The following is a 22,713-nucleotide window of genomic DNA, read 5'->3' as shown; positions in this document are numbered from 1 at the left end:
GGGGCATGGGTTGGCAGGGCGCGATGGCGGCGCTGGCCGCCTCCGTGGCCGGCGTGGCGCTGCAGCTTCGGCAGCCGGTGCTGTGGCCCGGACGCACTTATGTCGCAGTTGCACTTCTCGGCGTGGCGGCCTGGCTGCTGTCCGGCCTGCCGCATGCACGGTTGCGTCGTGCCGGTCTGCTGCTCGCCCTGGCCGCAGGCGCAGCCCTCGGCTTTGCGCAAGCGGGCTGGCGCGCCGGCCAACGTCTGGCCGATGCGCTGCCACCCGCCCTCGAAGGCCAGGAGCTCGTCCTCGACGGGCATGTGACGGGCATGCCACAGCGCCGCGACGGCGGTCTGCGCTTCGAATTCACGCCGGCGGGTGGCGCGCCCCTGTCCGGCCGCGCCATCCTGTTCTGGCCGGAGGCGGTTGCGGCACCGCTGCCCCTCCATGTCGGCGAACGGTGGCGCCTGCCCGTGCGGCTGCGCGCGCCGCACGGGACGCTCAATCCGCATGGCTTCGATTACGAGCTCTGGTTGTTCGAGCAGGACATCCAGGCGACTGGCGCGGTACGGCCTGCGCCCGCTCCTGTTCGGCTCAGCGGGCCGTCTTGGTGGGCATGGCCGTTGGAGCGTGCGCGCGAATCGGTGCGCGATCGCATCCTCGAACGCACCGGCAGCAGCAGCGCGGGAAGGGTGGTGGCGGCCCTGGTCACTGGCGACCAGTCAGCCATCGCGCCGGCGGACTGGGCCGTCTTCCGCCTGACCGGCGTCGCGCACCTGATGAGCATCTCGGGCCTGCACGTGACCATGTTCGCGTGGCTGGCCGCCGCTGTGATCGGCCGTCTCTGGCGGCTCGGCGCGTGGTTGATGCTGCGCTGGCCTGCGCAGCATGCGGGGCTGGTCGGCGGCGTGCTGCTGGCGGCGCTGTATGCCGCCTTCAGCGGCTGGGGTCTGCCATCCCAGCGCACGGTGTGGATGCTCGGGCAGGCCGTCCTGCTGCGGCTCTCGGCCCGGCGTTGGCCCTGGCCAGTGGCGTGGCTGGTGGTCTTCGCGCTGGTGGTGGCGATCGATCCATGGGGGCTGATGCAGGCGGGCTTCTGGCTCAGCTTCGTGGCGGTCGCCGTGCTGTTCGCCACCGATGCCGGACCGGGTGTGGCCAGCCCGGGGCGGGGTGCGGCATTGCGGCGCCTGCTGCGGGAGCAGGGCGTGGTCACCATCGCCCTGGCCCCGCTCGGCTTGCTGCTGTTTCAGCAGGTGTCGGTGGTGGGGCTGGCGGCCAACCTGGTCGCGATCCCTGTCGTCACGCTGGTCGTCACGCCGCTCGCAATGGCGGGCATCGCGGTGCCTGCCTGCTGGGACCTGGCAGCCGGGGCGGTGGACGCGCTGCGAAGCGCGCTCGGCTGGGCGGCGACGCTGCCCGGCGCGACCTTCAGCGCGGCCGCGCCACCGCTGTGGGCTGCGGCGGCGGGCGTGATGGGCGGCATGTTGCTGGTCATGCCCGGCCCCTGGCGCTGGCGGCTGCTCGGCTTGCCGCTCGTGCTGCCGGTGCTGATGTGGAAGGCCGAGCCCATCGCGCCCGGCGAATTCGAGGTGCTGGCGGCGGATGTGGGGCAGGGCAGCGCGATCGTCGTGCGCACTTCGGGCCATGTGCTGCTCTTCGACGCCGGTCCGCGCTACGGTCCGCGCAGCGACGCGGGCGAGCGCGTGCTGGTGCCGTTGCTGCGTGCCCTGGGCCTGCGGCTGGACCGGCTGCTGCTGAGCCACCGCGACACCGACCATACCGGCGGTGCCGAGTCGGTGCGTGCCGCCCATCCCGCGGTGGCCGAGTTCGGCGCGCCCTGTGCACGCGGCCTGCGCTGGCGCTGGGAGGGCGTCGACTTCGAGGTGCTGCATCCCGTACCCGAGGCGGCTCAGCCGCTGGCCCAGCGCAACGCCGATTCCTGTGTGCTGCGAATCTCCAATGGGCAAGCGAGTGCGCTGCTGACAGGGGACCTGGAACAGGCGCAGGAGCTGCAGCTCGTGCAGGCCGTCGGCGATGGACTCCAGGCCGACCTGCTGATGGTGGGCCACCATGGCAGCCGCAGTTCGTCCAGCCTGTCCTGGCTGCGGGCAGTGCGGCCGCGCGTCGCCATCGCCCAGAACGGCTGGCGCAACCCGTATGGCCATCCGGCGCCCGAGGTGCGGGCGCGCTTCGGCGCGGAAGGCATCGCTTTCCATGAGTCCGCCCGCTGCGGTGCCGCCCGCTGGCGCAGCGCCGAGCCGGCTGCCGTCCGGTGCGAACGCCAGGAGTCGGCCCGCTATTGGCACCACCGGCCGCCGGCGACGACGGTCGAAGAATGAAAACTTTTGCGTGCGACGGGCCCGGGAGATGGCCTTGAACTTGCTAAGCTATGGCTCAAGGAGATTGGTCGTTCCATGCACAAGTTCGATGAAATGTATGAGCGGCTCCCCTATGAAGGGGCCGCGATCCGACAGCACTACCAGCGATACGACCAATGGCTCGCGAAGCAACCCCCCGAGGTGATGCTTTCGCGCCGTGAAGAGGCGGAGATGATCTTCCGCCGGGTCGGCATCACCTTTGCCGTGTACGGCGCGAAGGACGAGGACGGCTCGGGCACCGAGCGGCTCATCCCCTTCGACCTGCTGCCGCGCATCATTCCGGCCGACGAGTGGGCGTCGATGGAAAAAGGGCTGGTGCAGCGCGTCACTGCGCTCAACCGCTTCATCCATGACATCTACCACGACCAGGAGATCGTCAAGGCCGGCATCGTTCCGGCCGAGCAGATCCAGGGCAACGCACAGTTCCGCCCCGAGATGATGGGCGTGAACGTGCCCAACAACATCTATTCCAACATCTCCGGCATCGACATCGTCCGCGCGCCCGACAGCAGCGGCAAGGGCGAGTACTACGTGCTGGAGGACAACCTGCGCGTGCCCAGCGGCGTGAGCTACATGCTCGAGAACCGCAAGATGATGATGCGGCTCTTCCCTGAGCTGTTCGCGCAGAACCGTGTGGCGCCCGTCGCCCACTATCCCGACCTGCTGCTGGAGACGCTGCGCGCCAGCGCCCCGCCCGCCACGGCCGAGCCGACGGTGGTGGTGCTCACGCCCGGCATGTACAACAGCGCCTACTTCGAGCATGCCTTCCTGGCCCAGCAGATGGGCGTGGAACTGGTCGAGGGCCAGGACCTGTTCGTCAAGGACGATTTCGTCTACATGCGCACCACGCGCGGCCCGCGCCGGGTCGACGTGATCTACCGCCGCGTGGACGACGACTTCCTCGACCCCGAGGTCTTCCGCCCCAACTCCACGCTGGGCTGCGCCGGCCTGATGCGGGCCTACAAGGCGGGCAATGTGGTCATCTGCAATGCGGTGGGCACCGGCATCGCCGACGACAAGTCCATCTATCCCTATGTGCCCAAGATGGTGGAGTTCTATCTCGGCGAGCAGCCGATCCTGAAGAACGTGCCCACCTGGATGTGCCGCAACAAGGCCGACCTCGATTACGTGCTCGCGCACATGGAAGACCTGGTCGTCAAGGAAGTGCATGGCGCCGGTGGCTACGGCATGCTGATCGGCCCGGCCTCCACCAAGGCCGAGATCGACGAGTTCCGCGAGGTGGTGCGTGCCAAGCCCGACGGCTACATCGCCCAGCCCACGCTGAGCCTGTCCTCGTCGCCCACCTTCGTCGACGCCGGCATCGCGCCGCGCCACATCGACCTGCGGCCCTTCGTGCTGTCGGCCAAGGAGGTGCAGATGGTGCCCGGCGGCCTCACGCGCGTGGCCCTCAAGGAAGGCTCGTTGGTCGTCAACTCCTCGCAGGGCGGTGGCACCAAGGACACCTGGGTGCTGGAGCCCGACCGCCGTTTCGCCGGCAAGAACGGCCAGAGCCAGTCGCAGACGCAGAACGGCCAGGGGCAGTCGCAGTCCCAGGGCCAGTCGATGACCTCGTCTTCTTCCGCGGCCTGAGGCAGCGCCACCCGATCCCAGAAAGACAAGACCCATGCTGTCCCGTACCGCCGACCACCTCTACTGGATGTCGCGCTACACCGAGCGGGCCGAGAACACGGCGCGCATGCTCGACGTCAACTACCAGACCTCCCTGCTGCCCCAGTCGGCCGAAGTGGCCCAGCTGGGCTGGCAGGGCGTGCTGTCCATCAGCGAGCTGCGGCCCGCGTACTTCCAGAAGCACGACGCCATCACGCCGGAGGGCGTCATGGAATTCATGGTGAAGGACGAGAACAATCCGTCCTCCATCGTGTCCTGCCTCAAGGCCGCCCGAGAGAACGCCCGCGCCGTGCGCGGCGCGCTGACCACCGAGTCGTGGGAGACGCAGAACACCACCTGGCTGGACGTGGTCCGGATGTTGCGCCAGGGAGAGTTCGAGCGGGACCCGGGCCAGTTCTTCGAATGGGTCAAGTTCCGCTCGCACCTCTCGCGCGGCGTCACGCAGGGCACCATGCTGCAGGACGAGGCCTATCACTTCCTGCGCCTGGGCACCTTCCTGGAGCGGGCCGACAACACCGCCCGTCTGGTGGACGTGAAGTTCCACGCCATGAACAGCGAGTTCTTTGGTGGCGGCACCGAGGAGCACCAGGAATACGACTTCTATCACTGGAGCGCGATCCTGCGCAGCGTCTCCGCCTTCGAGGTCTACCGCAAGGTCTACCGCAACGTGATCAAGCCGGAGCGGGTGGCCGAGTTGCTGATCCTGCGTGCCGACATGCCGCGTTCGCTGCATGCCAGCCTGGTCGAGGTGGTCAACAACCTGAGCAAGGTGGCCAACGACCAGAGCGCCGAGACCCTGCGCCGCGCCGGCAAGCTGCTGGCCGAGCTGCAGTACGGCCGGGTCGATGAGATCCTGGCGACCGGGCTGCATGCGTACCTGACGCAGTTCCTGGATCGCATCAACGAATTGGGGATGCGGGTGAGCCAGGACTTCTTGGTGCCGACGAATTAAAGGCGCCCCGCCCCAGATGCCATTCAGTTGACCCGTTCGCCCTGAGCGTGTCGAAGGGCTTGCGCCCCGGCTTCGACAGGCGCAGCCCGAACGGTCTTGGGTCAACTAATTTGCGTCGCTTCCCGGCGCGTCGCTTCGAGGCGCTCGCTCAACCCGCCGTCGCCTGCCGCACGGCATGCTCCCACCGCGCCATGGCCGTTTCGGCCTGTGTGCGGCTGAGCGTGGGCAGGAAGCGGCGCTCGGCCTTCCACAGGGCCGACAGTTCGTCGGTGCCGGCGTAGACGCCGCTCGACAGGCCCGCCAGGAAGGCGGCGCCCAGGGCGGTCGTCTCGACCACGGCGGGACGGACGACCGGGATGCCCAGCAGGTCGGCCTGGAATTGCATCAGCAGGTCGTTGACGCAGGCGCCACCGTCCACACGCAGTTCGGCCACGGGCGTGCCGCCCGCGGCTTCGACGTCGCGGCTCATGGCGGCGAGCAGGGCGGCACTCTGGTAGGCGATGCTCTCCAGGGCGGCGCGCGCGATATGGGCGACGGTCGTGCCGCGCGTGAGGCCGGTGATGGTGCCGCGCGCATCGGCGTTCCAGTAGGGCGCGCCCAGGCCGGTGAAGGCCGGCACCATCATCACGCCGCCGGCATCAGGCACGCTCTCGGCCAGGGCCTGGACCTCGGCGCTGCCCTTGATGGCGCGCAGGCCGTCGCGCAGCCACTGCACCACCGCGCCGCCGACGAAGACGCTGCCTTCCATCGCGTACTGGACGACTGCGGCCCGGGCGACTGCTGCGCCCGGCGCGCCGTTTCTGGCGACGAAGCCGTTCTGGATCTCAGTGCCCTTCAGCGCTGCGCCAGGGCCGGCCGGAGGTGGCGCCAGCTGCGCAGCGCTGGTCACCACCAGGCCATTGGTCGAAGGCTGGAAGCGCTCCCCCGTGTGCATCAGCAGGAAGCACCCGGTGCCGTAGGTGTTCTTGGCCATGCCGGCGTCGAAGCAGGCCTGGCCGAAGAGGGCGGCCTGCTGGTCGCCGGCCACGCCGCCGATGGGCAACGCGGCGCCCAGCAGCGCTGCATCCGTCTCGCCGAAGAAGCTGCTGGAGGGCTGCACCTGCGGCAGCAGCGCGGCAGGAATGTCCAGCGCGGTCAGCAGCGCGTCGTCCCAGACGTTGCGATGCACGTCGAAGAGCATGGTGCGCGAGGCGTTGGTCACATCCGTCGCATGCACCCGGCCGCCGGTCAGCTGCCAGATGAGCCAGCTGTCCACGGTGCCGAAGGCCAGCTCGCCGGCCTCGGCCTGGGCGCGCAGGCCGGGCACTTCGTCGAGCAGCCAGCGCAGCTTGGTGGCGGAGAAGTAGGCGTCGATCACCAGGCCGGTCTTGCGCTGGATGACCTCCTGCATGCCTCGGCCGCGCAGCTCGGCGCACAGCGGCTCGGCGCGGCGGTCCTGCCAGACGATGGCATGGTGCACCGGCTGGCCGGTGCGCCGGTTCCATAGCACGGTGGTCTCGCGCTGGTTGGTGATGCCGATGGCGCGCACGTCGGCCGCCTCGAGGCCGGCCTTGGCCAGCGCATCGCGGGCGGTGGAGAGCTGGCCGCGCCAGATCTCCATGGGGTCGTGTTCCACCCAGCCGGGCTGCGGGTAGATCTGCGGCAGCTCGCGCTGTGCCATGGCCACGATGCGGCCGCCGCGGTCGAACACGATGCTGCGGGAGCTGGAGGTGCCCTGGTCCAGGGCAAGCAGGTAGTCGTTTTGGGATGCCATGTGTCGTCTCCGTTGGATGATTGGCGCTGCGTCGCGGCCGTTCAGGCGATCTCGCAGCGAACCTGCGCCTGCGTGAGCAGTGCCGGGAAGGGCGCGGGTGGCTCGGCGTCGGTGAACAGCCGGTCGATGGCCGCGAGCGGTGTTACCTGCACCATCGCCGGCCGGTGGAACTTGCTGGCGTCCGCTGCCAGCCACACCTCTCTGGCCTGGCCGATGATGGCCTGGGCCACCTTGACCTCGCGCAGGTCGTAGTCGCGCACAGTGCCGTCCTGTTCGATGCCCGAGCAGCCGACGAGGGCGATGTCGACCTTGAACTGGCGGATGAAGTCCATGGTGGCCTCGCCGACGACGGCGCGGTCGCGGGCGCGCACCGTGCCGCCGGCCACGATGACCTCGCAGGCCTCGTTGCCGGCAAGGATGTGGGCCACGTGCAGGTCGTTGGTGATGACGCGCAGCCCGCGGTGCTTCAGCAGGGCGTTGGCGATGGCCTGCGTCGTCGTGCCGATGTTGAGGATCAGCGAGCAGTCGTTTGGCACTTGCGCCGCGACCGCGCGTGCGATGCGTGCCTTGGCATCGGCATTCAGCATCTGCCGCTGTGGGTGCGCGATGTTTTCGATGGTCGACATGGGCACCCGCACGCCGCCGTGAAAGCGCGCGAGCAGGCCGGCGTCGGCCAGTCGCTGCACGTCGCGCCGTACCGTCTGCAGCGTCACGCCCAGTTCCTCTGCCAATTCATCCACGGTCGCACTGCCGCGGGCGCGGACGGTGTCGAGCAACTGGACTTGGCGGGGGTTGGAATGGTTCACGCGCGTCGATCCGAAAACAAACGAAATGATAAGGGCAAGAATTTACGGCAGAATTGGGTCAAAAGGAATCGAAATGAACGAATCCGAAAGCATTCGCGCCGCCAACCTCGACCATCAACCCGCTCAGTGCGACATCCTGGTCGTGGGCGGCGGCATCAACGGCTGCGGCATCGCGCGCGATCTGGCCGGTCGCGGCTTCAAGGTGATGCTGTGCGAGCAGGACGACCTGGCCGCCCATACCTCGTCCGCCTCCACCAAGCTGATTCACGGTGGCCTGCGTTATCTGGAGTACTACGAGTTCTCGCTGGTGCGCAAGGCGCTGGCTGAGCGCGAGGTGCTGCTCAAGAGCGCGCCCCACATCATGTGGCCGTTGCGCTTCGTCATGCCGCACGACCCGGCCATGCGCCCGGCGTGGATGATCCGTGCCGGCCTCTTCCTCTACGACCATCTCGCCAAGCGGGAAGTGCTGCCCGGATCGCGCAGTGTGGACCTGCGTCGCCATCCCGCGGGTGCACCGCTCAAGGCGCGCTACAAGCGCGGCTTCGTCTACTCGGACGGTTGGGTGGACGATGCCCGGCTGGTGGTGCTCAACGCGCTGGATGCACGGGCCAAGGGCGCGCAGATCCTCACGGGCACGCGCTGCGTGGCGGCCCAGCGTGACGCCGAGGGCTGGACCTGCACCCTGGAGGCGGCGGGCCACCCGCCCCGTGCCGTGCGGGCCAGGGCGATCGTCAACGCGGCCGGGCCCTGGGCCGAGGCTTTCCTGCGGGGGGCCGCCACGCCGGCGGGCGGCGAATCGTTGGCCAAGCGCAGCCTGCGGCTGGTGCAGGGCAGCCACATCGTCGTTCCGCGGATGTTCGAGCATGACCATGCCTACATCTTCCAGAACCCCGACCAGCGGATCATCTTCGCCATTCCCTACCAGCAGGACTTCACGCTGATCGGCACGACCGACCTTGAACTGGAGGGGCACGATCCGCGCGCCGGCCGGATCACCCCCGGCGAGATCGACTACCTCTGCGAGCAGGCCAGTCGCTACTTCGAGCGTGCCATCACGCCGGCCGATGTGGTGTGGACCTATTCCGGCGTGCGTCCGCTGCTGGACGACGCCTCGGGCGACCCCTCCGCCGTGACGCGCGACTACCTGCTGGAGCGCCACACCGAGGCCGCCCCGCTGCTGTCGGTCTGGGGCGGCAAGATCACCACCTTCCGCAAACTGGCCGAGGACGCTGCCGACGCCGTCGGCGAAATGCTGAACGACCGCCGCCCGTCCTGGACCGAAGGCGCAGCCCTCGCCGGCGGCGACCTGGCAAGCTGGCTGCCCGCCGAGGAGAGGCGCCTGCCGCCCGACGCACAGTTCGAGCGATTCGTGCAGGAAATCCTGCGGCGTCATCCCTGGCTCGACGCCGCACTGGCGCGCCGGTGGGCGCGGGCCTACGGGACGCGCATCGCCCTTGTGCTGGGCGATGCGGCGAGCATGGCGGATCTGGGCACGGCCGTGGCTCCGGGCGTGTTCGAGCGGGAGTTGCGTTACCTGGCCGACGAAGAGTGGGCGCGAACGGGCCAGGACGTGCTATGGCGCCGCTCCAAGCTGGGCCTGCACCTCAGCGCGTCAGCGCGCGAAGATGTGGAAGCGTGGATGCGCCAGCACACCGACGAGTTGGCGCGCGCCGGCGCGCACTGAGGTCGCGCGCGGATCGGTTCCAGCGAAGGTCCGTCGGACGTCAGGATGCCGGCCCGCCCGGCGACACCGGGTGGGTCGATGCGGCCCAAAGCTCAGGCCAGCTTCGCGGTTTGAGCCGGGGTGCCCCAGTGCGGCGGACTCTGGACGCCCGGGCCGCTGTCGGGCCAGCGGATGAGGACCTCCGTGCCTCGATCCACCACGCTGCTGACCTGCAATGCGCCGCCGCCTTGCTCTGCGAACTGGCGGGCGATGGCGAGCCCCAGTCCGGTGCTGTGCGCGCGCCCTTTGCCATTGCTGTAGCCGCGGTCGGTGCACACCGCCACTTCCTCTGGCGTCATGCCGACGCCTTCGTCGCGCACCGCCATCCACACCCAGCCGGGTTGTGCGTCGCGTCCGCTAGCCAGCGTGACGGTGCCGCCTGGCCGGCTGAACTTCATTGCGTTGTTGAGCAGGTTGCCGGCCACACGCAGCAACTCCCCGCGACCGACCGCCACGTGGCCGCCACTGTCCAGATGGGTCTGCACCCGCAGGCCGTCGCGCGCCGCAATGGGCTGCACCATGCGCGCCACGTCCACCAGCACCGCATCCAGCGCCAGAGGGGCGGCCGCGGTCCCGTCCTGAGCCGGGGCGGTGTCCTCCGCCTCCTGCTGGGCTGCGCTGACCGCGCCGAAGGGGACGGAGGTTGCTACCTGCGCATCGGAAGCGGCCGCCGCGGGAGCGTCCCGGCGCGCCAGGCGGCGGCCGTTCAGTGCGCCGACCAGTTCGCGCAGCATGTCGGTCGCATGACCCAGGCCGGCCAGGGCGTCGGCCTCCCCTGGATGCCGCTTGCGAAGCATGGCCAGGCTCAGCTGGAGCGAGAGCATGGGCGTGGCCAGGTCGTGCAGCACGTTGGCGACCAGCGTCTCGCGTTCGAGCACGAGTTCGGCCTGGCGCTGCATGTCTTCGCGGGCCACACGCAGCGCGGCACGCAGGGCGAATTCGCGCTCGATGGACTGGGCCATCGCCTCGAGCAGGTCAATCTCCTGCTCACCCCAGCGGCGTGGCACCTGGTCGATCACGCACAGGCTGCCCACGACTTGCCCCTGATGGCGCACCGGCACGCCGAGGTAGGCGGCAACGCCGAGCGTGCGCACCGTGGGCACCTCGCGCCAGGGCGCCTGTGCCCGTGTGTCCTCGATGGCGAGCGTCCGGCCGAGCGCATGGGTGTAGTGGCAGAAGGTGCGTCCCGCCATGGTGCGGGTCTCCGCCAGCGGAGCGTCCACCCCTTCGATGGACTTGTAGTGATCCACCTCCGGCCCCACGGCGCCGAAGAAGGAGACAGGGGCGCGGGTCAGCTTGCGCACCAGGGCCACCGCGTGTGCCACTGCCTCGTCCATGTCGCGGTCGAGCAGTCCGAGAGCGGCCGTGAGCGCGAGGCGGGCGGGCGCGCGGGCCGCCCGGTCGATGTCGGCCTCGGACGGCAGGAGCGGTGCGGCCTGCGCTCCGGTGATGCGATGAAGATCCGCGCCAGGCGTCGGGCGGAAGGAGGCGTCGGCGCTCATGAGTAGGTCGGGGGGTCCGTAGGCGGGGCGTGGATGACGCCTTTGTAGGACATTGCCCGGGGTTTGCGCCATGGGGGGGACGCTGAATACCTTCGTTCGAGTGGGACGACAGGCCGAACATGTCGGCAAAGGAGCGTCCTGGGCGCCGTCGTCAGCCTGCGACGGCGCCAGCGAGGTTCCGCCTCGCCTGGGCCTCGCGTGCTGCGCGGAGGGGCGCGGTGAGGTACAGCGGCTGACGGGCGAGGAAGCCACCCATCAGTTTCCGGCGCCGTGGCTCGAACACCTCGGGCGGCACATGGGCGTATTCGGCGCGGATCTGGCGCTCGTACTCGGCGTAGCGCTGAGGGTCTGCGCCAAGGATGGCCAGGTCGACGTCGAGCAGCAATCGGGTGTCCGGCGTCTCGGGTAGCGGCAGGTCGGGCAGGCCGTGACGCGTGGACATCACGAGCGCATGCACACGGTCGGCGACCCCGGCCGAAGCGGCACCCCCACGAAGTGCATCACGCGCCCAGTCGGCGCTGCGGGCCTCGTTGTCGCCGGCGTGCACGTCGTACACGGCGTCGTGGAACCACAGCGCCAGCGCCACCTCGGCGGGCCGTTCGGCCACGTCATGGTGGGCGGCGAGCAGGGCCAGACATTCGTCCAGGTGCTGCAGCGAGTGATAGTGACGATGGGGCTCTGCGTACCGGGTGCAGAGCTGCTCGAGCAGCCCGGCCGGTGCCTGGACGCCGGCTCCGGCCCAGGCCTGCAGCCAGACGGCGCGGTGGCGGTCAAGAAAGGTATGGCAGTCCATGCCCTCGGCTCCTGCGGTCACTGGGCCATCGCGGCGCGCACGGCGGCGCCCAGCTCCAGCACCGCCATGGCGTAGTAGCTGCTCCAGTTGTAGCGGGTGATGACGTAGAAGTTCTGTGTGCCGGCGACATAGCTCGCCGGGGCGCTGGGCCCGTTCTGCAATTCGATCAGCGCCAGCAGTCCGCGATGGCGCAACCCGTCGGCGTCGAGTTGCGCACCGCCGGCCACGAAGGCGTCGGCGCTGAAGCTGGGCACGATGTCCGGGGCCAGCAGCACCGGCAACTGGGCACGGGCCGCGTCCACCCGCACGCCGTAGATCGCTGGAAGACCGGGCTGCCAGCCGAAAGCCTTGAAGTAGTTGGCCACCGAGCCGATCACGTCCTGCGGATCGTTCACCAGGTCGATGCGACCGTCGCCGTCGTAGTCGACTGCGTACTTGGCGATGCTGCTGGGCATGAACTGCGGCATGCCCATGGCCCCGGCGTAGCTGCCGACGGGGGCCGTCGGATCGGCATGGGTGCGGCCTTCCTGCGTCAGGAAGTTCTCCAACTCGCCGCGGAAGAAGGCCTGGCGCTGGGCCGCGCGCGGATGGGCCTGTGGAAAGTCGAAGGCCAGCGTGGCCAGTGCATCCAGCACGCGGAAACTGCCCATCTGCCGCCCGTAGATGGTCTCGACGCCGACGATGCCCACGATGATCTCGGCCGGCACGCCGAAATCGCGTTCGGCCCGCGCCAGAGTGGCAGCGTTGTCGCGCCAGAAGCGCACGCCGGCGCCGATGCGGATGGGCTCGACGAAACGGCTGCGGTAGGCGGCCCAGTTCTTTGCGCCGCTTCCCGCTGGCGCGGGCAGCATCAACCGCGGCACATTGGGCAGCAGGCGGGCCTGGCCGAGCGTGGCGCGGACCCAGGCGGCGTTCAGGTTCTGGCGGGCCGCGATGTCGTCGGCAAAGGCCATCGCGTCTGCACGGCCGGCATAGCTTTCGCCGACGGCCGCGGTGCGCTTGGCCGCCTGCTTGGTGGCGCGAGGAACGTCGCCACGCTTGGCGGCGGCACCGGCATCGAAGGCCGGCAAGGCCAGCGACGCGCACAGCGCGAGCGGCAGGAACGGGAAGGAGCGCATCGGCCGATTGTGCCGAAGGGTGGGTATCCCTCACCCCGGCCAGCGCAGGCGGCGGAAGTCACGGCGCAGGACGGCCAGGCCCTCGCTCGGATCCCGCGCATAGCGCTGGGCTTCGAGCCGCAACAGCCAGTCGCGCACTGGCCCGGCCGCGTTCCCATGGCGCGCGGCCGCAAGTTCCGCCAGGCGCCGAGGCGGACTGCCGGCCGGCGCCGCCACCCCGGCGCGTCCGAGACGGTTGCGCGCGCGCGCCAGCAGGCGCAGCCAGGCATCCGTGCGGCGACGCTCACGCCACGCCCAGATCGCGCCGCCCAGGCTCGCTGCCACCAGCGCGAGAAGCAGCACCCGCGCCAGGTCGGCCGGACTGGGACTGTCCATGCCAAAAGCCTTGAGCAGGTCCAGCTGCCGGCTCTGCGTGTAGTTGAGCACCCGCTGGTTCCAGGCATTGTTGACCGCCTCCCACAGCGCCCGGGCGTGTTGTATCAGCGTGGGGCTCATGGCGCCGATGGCACCCGCGAAGAAGCCGGGTGGCGGCGCCAGGCGCTGGAACTGGCCGACCCGGCCGGGCGAGACGGCCGCCGTCGGGTCGACGCGCCACCAGCCCTTGCCTTCTTCCCAGACCTCGGCCCAGGCGTGGGCGTCGCTGTTGCGCAGCGTCCAGTAGCCGTCCACGGAGTTGATCTCGCCGCCCTGGAAGCCGGTGACGATGCGCGCCGGCACGCCGGCGGCCCGCATCAGGATCACGAAGGACGAGGCGATGTGCTCGCAGAAGCCGGCCTTGCGGTCGAACCAGAACTCGTCGGCGGTCTGCGCGCCGTAGAGGCCGGGCTCCAGCGTGTAGACATAGCCACCCGTGCGCAGCCGCTGCAGCACGGCATCGACCAGCGCCGGCGTGCTGCCGCCGGTCTGCGCCTGCAGTTGCCGGGCCAGCTCGGCCGTGCGCGGGTTGCTGCCGACGGGCAGCGACAGCATGAAGCCGGGCACGCTGGCGCGGCGCACCGGGCCGCTCGTGAAGTCGAGGTGGCTTTGTCCGCGGTAGCGCAGCAGGTCGCCGATGGGCCGATTCGTGCTCCATTGCAGGTCGCCGCTGGGCAGCGCGCGCAAGCCCTCGGGCAGTGCGGGCGCGTCGCGCATGGCGTCCAGCGCCAGCAGCCACGGGCGGTTGCTGGGCTCCAGCGTGATCTCGTAGTCCACGGGCGCGCCCCGGGTGCGCAGCAGGGGCAGGCCGCGCTCCCAGGGCTGTGCCGAAGTCCACTCGACCCCGTCGAAGCGCGCCAGCACCGGCCCGCGGAAGTACAGGGCGGTGCGCGGCGGCGGCTCGTTGCCGTCGAAGCGAACGCGGGCGGCGATGCCGTCGTCCAGTGCCAGCTGCGCGATGGTGCCCACGCGCATGGTCGACGACAGGCCGCTGCGGCCCGTCATTCCTTCGTTGGGCGTGCCCCACAGCGGGGCCAGGCGCGGGAAGAAGAGAAACAGGGCCAGCATCACCGGCGCGCCGGCCAGGGTCATGAAGGCCGCGATGCGCGCCGACTGGGCCAGTGGCGGCCGGCCCACCGGCATGTGGGCGTTGACCAGCGCCGTCAACAGCCCCATCAGCGCTGCCAGCATCAGCACTGCCGTCATCAGCGACTGCGACTGGAAGAAGCTGGTGAGCATCACGAAGAAGCTCAGGAAGAACACCACGAAGGCATCCCGGCGCGCCCGCAGCTCCAGCATCTTGAGCGCCAGCAGCACCACCACCAGCGTGACGCCGGCCTCGCGGCCGATCAGCGTGCGGTGACTCAGCCAGGTGGCGGCCAGGGCGACCAGCAGCATGCCGACGCGCCAGCGACGCCCCGGCAGCGGCGCGGACTGCCAGGCAAGCCGGCCGCGCCACACCAGCACGGCGCCCACCATGGCACTGGTCCACATCGGCAGCGAAGGCAACTGCGGCAGCAGCACCAATGCGATGACGACCAGCAGAAAGAGCGTATCGCGGGCATCCCGCGGCAGGCCGGCGGCTTGGGAGCGAAGGCGAAGGGGCAGGGTGGTCACGGCGGCGTCAGGGTGCGAGGGCCAGGGCTTCGAGGCAGGCGCGTCGGTGGGCCTCGCCGCGCGACGGCCCCAGGCTGCGGCCGCCGATGCGCAGGCCGTAGTCGAGTTCCAGCCGGTCGGCCTGCAGCACCCAGGCGGTCAGTCGCGTCAGGCGCGCCTCGGCGTCGGGCAGGCCGGTGGCCGCGGCGTCCAGCCAGAGCGAATGGCGCGAGGACTGCTGGCTGTCGCGGCTGACCAGTTCTTCGGAGCCGGCCGCCTGGGCCCGGGCCACGCGCTTCCACACCAACTGGCGCAGCGGGTCGCCGCGCTGGTAGGCGCGCACCCCTTCGAAGCCACTGCCGCCGGCCTGGCGCCGTGCCGGGCTTGCGTTGTCCGCATCGGCGGGGCCGGTGGGCAGCGGCGGCGCACCCACCTCGGTGGCAGGCCAGATCAGCAGTTGCGCTGCCGGGCGCCAGACGGTCCACACGCGGAAGGCGCCCATGGGGAATCGCGTCTCCGCCGTGAGCACGGGCACGGCATGCAGCCCGCGGCGCGGTGGCAGGAAACCAATGTCCACCGTGGCCTCGCCCTGCGCGGGCACGTCCGTCCACGACCAGTGCCCGCTGCCGCGCACGGCCAGGCCGATGCCGAAGCGTGTGCGCCGGCCCGGGTTGTGCAGCACCACCCGCAGAACGGCCGCCGTGCCGGCATGGCTGGGCGTGGGCGCGAGCAGGTGCATCTGCAGCCCGCGCAGCGTGCCATGGCCCACATGCATGCCGGCCACTGCGCAGCCGGCGATCAGGAAGGTCAGCAGGTAGCCCAGGTTGAGCTGATAGTTGATCGAGGCCACCAGCAGCACCATCAGCGTGGCGGCCAGCAGCAGGCCGGCGCGGGTCGGCAGGATGTAGACCTGCCTTTGCGTGAGCGTGACCTGGTCGCTGGGCGCGCGGCGCGCGAGCAGCCAGGTCTCCATGCGCTGGCGCAGGGCGGCGCGCATGGGGCTCAGGGCAGCGGCACGGCGGCCATCATGGCGCCTACCTGCTCGACGGCGCCGCGGCCGGCATCGCCGACCGGGTTGAGCCGGTGGGCGATGGTCTGCGGCAGCACGGCCTGGATGTCGTCCGGCGCCGCGTAGTCGCGGCCGGCCAGCAATGCCTGGGCCTTGGCAGCGCGCAGCACGGCAATGCCGGCGCGCGGCGACAGCCCCTGCAAAAACCAGCGGCCGGACCGGGTGGCCTCGATCAGGTCCTGCAGATAGGCCAGCAGTGCCGGCGCGGCGTGCACCTGCAGCACGCGCTGCTGGATCGCGCGCAACTCTCCGGCCGTGAGCAGCGCCGGCAGCGTGCCGAGCATCTGGCGGCGGTCGGCGCCGGATAGCAGCTCCAGCTCGGCCGCGCGGTCCGGATAGCCCAGCGAGATGCGCATCAGGAAGCGGTCGAGCTGCGATTCGGGCAGCGCGAAGGTGCCGAGCTGATCCAGCGGGTTCTGCGTGGCGATGACGAAGAAGGGCTCGGGCAGCGGCCGCGTCTGGCCTTCGATGGTGACCTGCTTCTCCTCCATGGCTTCGAGCAGCGCGCTTTGCGTCTTTGGGCTGGCGCGGTTGATCTCGTCGGCCAGCAGCACCTGGGCGAACACCGGCCCGGGATGGAACACGAAGCCCTGCTGGCCGCGGTCGTAGATGGACACGCCGGAGAGGTCGCCGGGCATCAGGTCGGCGGTGAACTGCACCCGCGAGAACTGCAGTCCGAAGGTATGGGCCAGCGCGTGGGCCAGGGTGGTCTTGCCTACACCGGGCACGTCCTCGATCAGCAGGTGCCCGCCGGCCAGCAGGCAGGCCACGCCGTCGCGCACCTGCGCGGCCTTGCCGACGATCACCGTGTTAAGCTGACTCAGCAAGGCGGCGAGCTTGGCGGCCACGTCCATTTTGGTATCCATCCGCAGAAGATAGCGCATGCGTCCCGGCCGGCCGCCGCCTGGGGCCATGCACGACAAGACGAGACATGGGCAACACCGGCTACTACACGCACCGCGACTTCTGGAAGCACGAGATGGGACGCGGCCACCCGGAGTGCCCCGAGCGCCTTAACGCGATCGAGGACCGCCTGCTCGTCACCGGCGTGGCCGACGCGCTGGAGCGCCACGACGACGACATTCCCCTGGCCACCCTGGCCCAGATCACGCGGGCCCACAGCGCCGAACACATGGAGCGGCTCGAAGCCCTGGCCCAGCGCCTGGTCGCCGACGCGCCGGCCGGTGGTCCCGACCATGCGCCGGTCGATCCCGACACGTCCCTTTGCCGCGGCACGCTGCTGGCGGCGCGCCGCGCCGCCGGCGCCGCCATCGCGGCCACCGACGCGGTGATGGCCGGTCGGCTGCAGAACGCGTTCTGTGCCGTGCGCCCGCCCGGCCACCATGCGTGCCGCGAGCAGGCCATGGGCTTCTGCTTTTTGAACAACGTGGCCATCGCCGCTCGGCACGCGCTGGACGAGCACGGCATCTCCCGCGTGGCGGTGGTCGATTTCGACGTGCACCATGGCAATGGCACCGAGGACATCCTGGCCGGCGATCCGCGCATCCTGATGGTGGGCATCTTCCAGCATCCCTTCTACCCGTTCAGCGGCACCGACCAACCGGCCGACAACATGGTCAACGTGCCCATCCCGGCCTACACCCGTGGCATGGATGTGCGCGAGATGATCGAGGCGGTGTGGATGCCCCGGTTGGAGGCCTTCCGGCCCGAGCTGCTGATCGTGAGCGCCGGCTTCGACGCCCACCGCGAGGACGAACTGGGCCAGCTCGGCCTCAACGAGAACGACTACATCTGGATCACCAGCCGCATCCGCGAGGTGGCCGACCGGTATGCCAAGGGCCGCATCGTCTCGATGCTGGAAGGTGGCTACAACCTCGACGCCCTGGCCCGCAGCGTCGAGGCGCATGTGCGGGTGCTGGCCGATCTCTGAGCGCCGACGCGCTCAGGCTTGCCACACGCCGTAGCCGGCCTCGCGCAGGCCGATGGCCAGTTCCACTTCCATCTCGGCAGCAGCGCGATAGGGCATGGGGTTGTAGGCCTCGTACAGCTCGGGCATGAGCCGCACACCGTACTTCAGCACGAAGCGATTGGCCTGCACGCCGGCCATGTGGCGGTCGAAGCGCAGGTCGGGGTCCAGGCCCGTCATGCCGACGTAGACGCAGGGCTTGAGGATGTCGTGGTCCGGGTTGGCGCGGCGGAAGGCCGGCTCGTTCCACACGCGCTCGGACAGCAGCACGACGTAGACGTGGTGGTGGTCTCGTGAGCGGCGGCGCGGCATGGGGCGGGCATTGTGCGTCGACGTCGGCCTGCCGAGCCAGCGCCGCTTGTTACCCTCGCCAATCCCGCAACTCCCGTGATCTTCCCCTGCCGGGGGAAGCCGCCAGCGCATGCTCGACTGGAATGGATTCGTACAGCGCCTCGCCGAGGTGCATGCCCGCACACTGTGGATCGAGATCGCCGCGCTGGTGCTGTGCCTGCTGCTGGCCTGGGGCGTGACCCGGTGGTTCGGACGCGACCAGCCGGGCGACTCGCTGTGGTTCGGCGAGAAGAGCTTCGACGGCCTGCTTTTTCCGCTGCTGGCGCTGGCCTTCACGGATCTGGCGCGGCGGCTGTTGCTGACGGTGCAGCCCACGCTGCTGCTGCGGGTGGCGGTATCGATCTTCCTGGCGCTGCTGGCCATCCGGCTGTTCGCGCGGGTGTTGCGGCGTGTGTTCCCGGCCTCGGCGCTGGTGCGGCTGGTCGAGCGCACCATCTCGTGGGTGGCGTGGGCGGCTGCCATCCTCTGGATCGTGGGGCTGCTTCCCCCGGTTCTGGCCGAGCTGGAAGCGATCAACCTCGGTTTCGGCAAGACGCGGGTCAGCCTGCGGACGCTGTTCGAAGGCGTGCTGTCATGCGGTGTGGTGCTGATGATCACCCTGTGGATCTCGTCCACCATCGAGAAGCGGCTGCTCACGCCGGCAGTGAGCGACCTGTCGATGCGCAAGGTGGCATCGAACGCGGTGCGTGCCGGGCTGCTGCTGATCGGGCTGCTGTTCGCGCTGTCGGCCGTGGGCGTGGACCTGACCGCGCTATCGGTGCTCGGCGGTGCGCTGGGCGTCGGCCTGGGCTTCGGTCTGCAGAAGCTCGCGGCCAACTATGTGAGCGGCTTCGTGATCCTGCTGGAGCGCTCCATCCGCATCGGCGACAGCGTGAAGGTCGACACCTTCGAAGGCCGCATCACGGACATCAAGACCCGCTACACGTTGATCCGCGCAGGCAACGGCCGGCAGGCCATCGTGCCCAATGAGTCGATCATCACGGGCCGGGTCGAGAACCTGACGCTCGCGGACCTCAAGACCAATCTCAACACCGTCATCGCCGTGGGCTACGACAGCGATCCGGTGCAGGTGCAGACGATCCTGTGCGAGGCGGCCGCCGCGCAGGACCGGGTGCTGGCAGACCCGAGGCCGGTGGCCTTCCTGACCAACTTTGGTGCCGACGGGTTGGAGTTCACGCTCAACTACTGGATCAGCGATCCCGACAAGGGTAAGGACAGCGTGCGCTCGGCGGTCAACATCGCGGTGCTGGACGGGCTGCGGCGGGCCGGCATCGACATTCCTTTTCCGCAGCGGGTCGTGCGGGTGGCGTCGCTGCCGTCCGGTGCGGGCCTGCCGACGTCACCGGGCGGGGGCGGCGACAGCCAGCCCCTGACTTTGGGCCGGGACGCTACCGGAGGCGCCTGAACGGGGCCGTTGCGGGCTGCGACGGGGCGATGGGCCGGTGATGAACGGCCTCTGCAGCGCCGGCCTTGTCCCTCGGCTCGTGTCGCCAATGCTTCAGTGCACGGGCAATCCGTCACTATAATCTTCAAAAAAGCACGATCGTTCTTTTTGCCGCTCGGGCGGTGGCGCTTGCCTCCCGCGTCGCCTCAGCCGTCAAAGAACGCTCGCCGAAGGGGTCGCCCTAGAATGTTTTGCTGAGTTGCGCAGCAACACGCCTTTTGCAATCAACGGAGTCAAGCCAATGAAGATTCTGGTCCCCGTCAAGCGGGTCGTCGACTACAACGTGAAGGTGCGCGTCAAGAGCGACGGCAGCGGTGTGGACATCGCCAACGTCAAGATGAGCATGAACCCGTTCGACGAGATCGCCGTCGAAGAGGCCGTGCGGCTGAAGGAGAAGGGCGTGGCCACCGAGGTCATCGCCGTCAGCTGCGGCGAGGCCAAGTGCCAGGAGACGCTGCGCACCGCCATGGCCATCGGCGCCGACCGCGGCATACTGGTCGAGACCACCGAAGAGCTGCAGCCCCTGGCCGTGGCCAAGCTGCTCAAGGCGCTGGTCGACAAGGAACAGCCCGCGCTCATCATCCTGGGCAAGCAGGCCATCGACGACGACGCCAACCAGACCGGCCAGATGCTCGCCGCCCTGGCCGACCTGCCGCAAGCCACCTTCGCCAGCAAGGTCGAGGTCGAAGGCGACAAGGTTAAGGTCACGCGCGAGGTCGACGGCGGCCTGGAAACGATCAGCCTGAGCCTGCCGGCCGTGGTCACCACCGACCTGCGCCTCAATGAGCCGCGCTACGTCACGCTGCCCAACATCATGAAGGCCAAGAAGAAGCCGCTGGACACCGTCAAGCCCGAGGACCTGGGCGTGGACGTCAAGCCGCGCCTGAAGACCCTGAAGGTCGCCGAGCCGGCCAAGCGCGGCGCCGGCGTGAAGGTGCCCGATGTGGCCACCCTGGTCGACAAGCTCAAGAACGAAGCCAAGGTAATCTGAAACCATGACCGCACTCGTCATCGCAGAACACGACAACCAGTCGATCAAGCCCGCCACGCTGAACACCGTCACGGCCGCTGCCGCCTGCGGCGGTGATGTCCACGTGCTGGTGGCCGGCCAGAACGCCGCCGCCGCCGCCCAGGCCGCCGCGCAGATCGCCGGCGTGGCCAAGGTGATCCATGCCGACGGCGCGAGCCTGGCCGAGGGCCTGGCCGAGAACGTCGCGGCCCAGGTGCTGGCCCTGGCCGGCGACTACAGCCACATCCTGTTCCCGGCCACCGCCGCCGGCAAGAACGTCGCCCCGCGCGTGGCCGCCAAGCTGGACGTGGCGCAGATCAGCGACATCACCAAGGTGGACAGCCCCGACACCTTCGAGCGCCCGATCTACGCCGGCAATGCCATCGCCACCGTGCAATCGGCCGACGCCAAGAAGGTGATCACCGTGCGCACCACCGGTTTCGACGCCGCCGCAGCCACCGGCGGCAGCGCGCAGGTCGAGACCAAGGACGCCGCCGCAGACAGCGGCAAGAGCGCCTTCGTGGGCCGCGAGGTGAGCAAGAACGACCGTCCGGAGCTGACGGCGGCCAAGATCATCGTCTCGGGCGGCCGTGCGCTGGGCAGCAGCGAGAAGTTCCAGGAAGTGATGACGCCGCTGGCCGACAAGCTGGGCGCGGCCATCGGCGCCAGCCGCGCCGCTGTGGACGCGGGCTACGCGCCCAACGACCTGCAGGTGGGCCAGACGGGCAAGATCGTGGCGCCGCAGCTGTACGTGGCCGCCGGCATCTCTGGCGCCATCCAGCACTTGGCCGGCATGAAGGACTCCAAGGTGATCGTGGCGATCAACAAGGACCCCGAAGCGCCGATCTTCAGCGTGGCCGACTACGGCCTCGAAGCCGACCTGTTCACGGCCGTGCCGGAGCTGGTCAAGGCGCTCTGAGGCTTTAAGCCCGCGACAGCACGCACCCGAGGGCATCGTTCGCGATGCCCTTTTTTCTTCGCCGGGCGCGCCTTCGCGCAGCCCGCGCGGCCGCATGCCGGACGCGGCGATGCGGCGCACCGTTCCATTCGCCATCGTCATTCGAGGAGACACCCATGAGCTACACCGCGCCCATCAAGGACATGCTGTTCGACATCCAGCATCTGGCGCGCATCGACGAGATCGCCCAGATGCCGGGTTTTGGCGACGCCGGCCTGGACACTGCCGCTGCCGTGCTGGAAGAGTGCGCCAAGCTGACGCAGGACGTGATCGCGCCGCTGAACGTGACGGGCGACCGCGATCCCTCGTCCTTCAAGGACGGCGCGGTGCGCACCACGCCCGGCTTCAAGGAAGCCTTCCGCCAGTACGCCGAGGGCGGCTGGCAGGGCCTGCAGCATCCCGTCGACTTCGGCGGCCAGGGTTTGCCCAAGACCATCGGCGCGGCCTGCGGCGAGATGGTCAACAGCGCCAACCTCAGCTTCGCGCTGTGTCCGCTGCTGACCGACGGCGCCATCGAGGCACTGCTCACGGCCGGTTCGGAGCAGCTCAAGGCGACCTACCTGGAAAAACTGGTGAGCGGCGAATGGACCGGCACCATGAACCTCACCGAGCCGCAGGCCGGCAGCGACCTGGCGCTGGTGCGCACCCGCGCCGAGCCGCAGCCCGACGGCAGCTACAAGGTCTTCGGCACCAAGATCTACATCACATACGGCGAGCACGACATGGCGCCGAACATCGTGCACCTGGTGCTGGCCCGGGTGAGCGGCGCGCCGGAGGGCGTCAAGGGCATCAGCCTGTTCGTGGTGCCCAAATTCATGGTCAACGACGATGGCTCGCTGGGCGCGCGCAACGACGTGCACTGCGTGAGCATCGAGCACAAGCTGGGCATCAAGGCCAGCCCGACCGCCGTGCTGCAGTACGGGGACAACGGCGGCGCCATCGGTTATCTCGTGGGCGAGGAGAACCGCGGCCTCGAATACATGTTCATCATGATGAACGCCGCCCGCTATGCGGTGGGTGTGCAGGGCATCGCGGTGGCCGAGCGGGCCTACCAGCATGCGGTGGCCTATGCCCGCGAGCGCGTGCAGAGCCGTCCGGTCGATGGCTCCATGACGAAGAGCGCGCCGATCATCCACCACCCCGACGTGCGCCGCATGCTCATGACCATGCGCGCCTACACCGAAGGCTGCCGCGCCATGGCCAGCGGGGCCGCAGCGGCCTACGACGCCGCCCACCACCACGAGGACGCCGAGGTGCGCAAACAGAACCAGGCCTTCTATGAATTCCTGGTGCCACTGGTCAAGGGCTA

The 22,713-nt window shown here is 69.6% G+C and carries 18 protein-coding genes; 9 read left to right on the top strand and 9 right to left on the bottom strand.

Annotation, left to right across the window (positions count from 1 at the left end; all coding sequences use genetic code 11):
- Window positions 1–5: 5 nt before the first annotated feature.
- The 3 genes from BXA03_RS13590 (at window position 6) to BXA03_RS13580 (ending at window position 4,941) form a co-directional block, all read left to right on the top strand.
- Window positions 6–2,321 carry a DNA internalization-related competence protein ComEC/Rec2 gene (locus BXA03_RS13590; protein ID WP_083716099.1) on the top strand — a complete coding sequence of 772 codons (2,316 nt, stop codon included), beginning with the start codon at window positions 6–8 and terminating at the stop codon, window positions 2,319–2,321.
- A 75-nt stretch (window positions 2,322–2,396) separates the two neighbouring features.
- Window positions 2,397–3,950, top strand: a complete 1,554-nt coding sequence (locus tag BXA03_RS13585) for a circularly permuted type 2 ATP-grasp protein (RefSeq protein WP_076508617.1) — start codon at window positions 2,397–2,399, stop codon at window positions 3,948–3,950.
- A gap of 34 nt (window positions 3,951–3,984) precedes the next feature.
- The gene (locus BXA03_RS13580) at window positions 3,985–4,941 is read left to right on the top strand and encodes an alpha-E domain-containing protein (protein ID WP_076508615.1); all 957 of its coding nucleotides are present in this window, start codon (window positions 3,985–3,987) and stop codon (window positions 4,939–4,941) included.
- Window positions 4,942–5,089: 148 nt separating this feature from the next.
- On the opposite strand, the gene glpK is transcribed toward BXA03_RS13580, so the two are convergent.
- Together glpK and BXA03_RS13570 are read right to left on the bottom strand one after the other, a co-directional pair.
- Window positions 5,090–6,694: a glycerol kinase GlpK gene (gene glpK, locus BXA03_RS13575; protein ID WP_076508613.1), complete on the bottom strand. Its 1,605-nt coding sequence runs from the start codon at window positions 6,692–6,694 to the stop codon at window positions 5,090–5,092.
- A gap of 41 nt (window positions 6,695–6,735) precedes the next feature.
- Window positions 6,736–7,500, bottom strand: coding sequence for a DeoR/GlpR family DNA-binding transcription regulator (locus BXA03_RS13570; RefSeq protein WP_076508611.1), 765 nt, complete (start codon window positions 7,498–7,500; stop codon window positions 6,736–6,738).
- 73 nt (window positions 7,501–7,573) lie between these two features.
- Between BXA03_RS13570 and glpD the strand changes: the two genes are divergently transcribed.
- Window positions 7,574–9,184, top strand: coding sequence for a glycerol-3-phosphate dehydrogenase (gene glpD, locus BXA03_RS13565; RefSeq protein ID WP_076508609.1), 1,611 nt, complete (start codon window positions 7,574–7,576; stop codon window positions 9,182–9,184).
- 92 nt (window positions 9,185–9,276) lie between these two features.
- Here glpD and BXA03_RS13560 read toward each other — a convergent pair whose 3' ends face one another.
- The 6 genes from BXA03_RS13560 to BXA03_RS13535 all read right to left on the bottom strand — a co-directional run bounded on the left by BXA03_RS13560 (window position 9,277) and on the right by BXA03_RS13535 (window position 16,569).
- Window positions 9,277–10,725 carry a sensor histidine kinase gene (locus BXA03_RS13560; protein WP_076508607.1) on the bottom strand — a complete coding sequence of 483 codons (1,449 nt, stop codon included), beginning with the start codon at window positions 10,723–10,725 and terminating at the stop codon, window positions 9,277–9,279.
- A gap of 151 nt (window positions 10,726–10,876) precedes the next feature.
- Window positions 10,877–11,518 (bottom strand): HD domain-containing protein, encoded by a 642-nt coding sequence (locus BXA03_RS13555; RefSeq protein ID WP_076508605.1) that lies wholly within the window; start codon window positions 11,516–11,518, stop codon window positions 10,877–10,879.
- Between the two features lie 17 nt (window positions 11,519–11,535).
- Complete coding sequence (gene mltB, locus BXA03_RS13550) at window positions 11,536–12,636, bottom strand: lytic murein transglycosylase B (protein ID WP_076508603.1); 1,101 nt, start codon at window positions 12,634–12,636, stop codon at window positions 11,536–11,538.
- A gap of 30 nt (window positions 12,637–12,666) precedes the next feature.
- On the bottom strand, window positions 12,667–14,667 hold the full coding sequence (locus BXA03_RS13545) for a transglutaminase TgpA family protein (protein WP_234983685.1): 2,001 nt from the start codon (window positions 14,665–14,667) through the stop codon (window positions 12,667–12,669).
- 7 nt (window positions 14,668–14,674) lie between these two features.
- The gene (locus BXA03_RS13540; protein ID WP_076508601.1) at window positions 14,675–15,643 is read right to left on the bottom strand and encodes a DUF58 domain-containing protein; all 969 of its coding nucleotides are present in this window, start codon (window positions 15,641–15,643) and stop codon (window positions 14,675–14,677) included.
- 5 nt (window positions 15,644–15,648) lie between these two features.
- Entirely contained in the window at window positions 15,649–16,569 is a 921-nt protein-coding gene (locus BXA03_RS13535; protein ID WP_076508599.1) for an AAA family ATPase, read from the bottom strand.
- A gap of 77 nt (window positions 16,570–16,646) precedes the next feature.
- Here BXA03_RS13535 and BXA03_RS13530 point away from each other — a divergent pair, with 77 nt between their 5' ends.
- Window positions 16,647–17,606: a histone deacetylase family protein gene (locus tag BXA03_RS13530; RefSeq protein ID WP_076508597.1), complete on the top strand. Its 960-nt coding sequence runs from the start codon at window positions 16,647–16,649 to the stop codon at window positions 17,604–17,606.
- A 12-nt stretch (window positions 17,607–17,618) separates the two neighbouring features.
- Here the strand turns inward: BXA03_RS13530 and BXA03_RS13525 are convergent, their stop codons facing one another.
- Window positions 17,619–17,954 (bottom strand): hypothetical protein, encoded by a 336-nt coding sequence (locus tag BXA03_RS13525; protein ID WP_058643553.1) that lies wholly within the window; start codon window positions 17,952–17,954, stop codon window positions 17,619–17,621.
- A 109-nt stretch (window positions 17,955–18,063) separates the two neighbouring features.
- Here BXA03_RS13525 and BXA03_RS13520 point away from each other — a divergent pair, with 109 nt between their 5' ends.
- The 4 genes from BXA03_RS13520 to BXA03_RS13505 form a co-directional block, all read left to right on the top strand.
- Complete coding sequence (locus BXA03_RS13520; RefSeq protein ID WP_076508594.1) at window positions 18,064–19,398, top strand: mechanosensitive ion channel family protein; 1,335 nt, start codon at window positions 18,064–18,066, stop codon at window positions 19,396–19,398.
- A gap of 280 nt (window positions 19,399–19,678) precedes the next feature.
- Window positions 19,679–20,428 carry an electron transfer flavoprotein subunit beta/FixA family protein gene (locus BXA03_RS13515; RefSeq protein WP_076508592.1) on the top strand — a complete coding sequence of 250 codons (750 nt, stop codon included), beginning with the start codon at window positions 19,679–19,681 and terminating at the stop codon, window positions 20,426–20,428.
- 4 nt (window positions 20,429–20,432) lie between these two features.
- Window positions 20,433–21,365, top strand: a complete 933-nt coding sequence (locus tag BXA03_RS13510; RefSeq protein ID WP_076508590.1) for an electron transfer flavoprotein subunit alpha/FixB family protein — start codon at window positions 20,433–20,435, stop codon at window positions 21,363–21,365.
- Between the two features lie 155 nt (window positions 21,366–21,520).
- Window positions 21,521–22,713 (top strand): acyl-CoA dehydrogenase family protein (locus BXA03_RS13505; RefSeq protein ID WP_076508588.1); only part of this gene is annotated, 1,193 nt, incomplete at its 3' end.

It is taken from the genome of Pseudacidovorax sp. RU35E, assembly GCF_900156165.1.
Taxonomy (GTDB): Bacteria; Pseudomonadota; Gammaproteobacteria; order Burkholderiales; family Burkholderiaceae_C; genus Xenophilus.
Note: the sequence above shows the minus strand (reverse complement) of the source record. Positions and strands in the feature narration are given on the sequence as shown.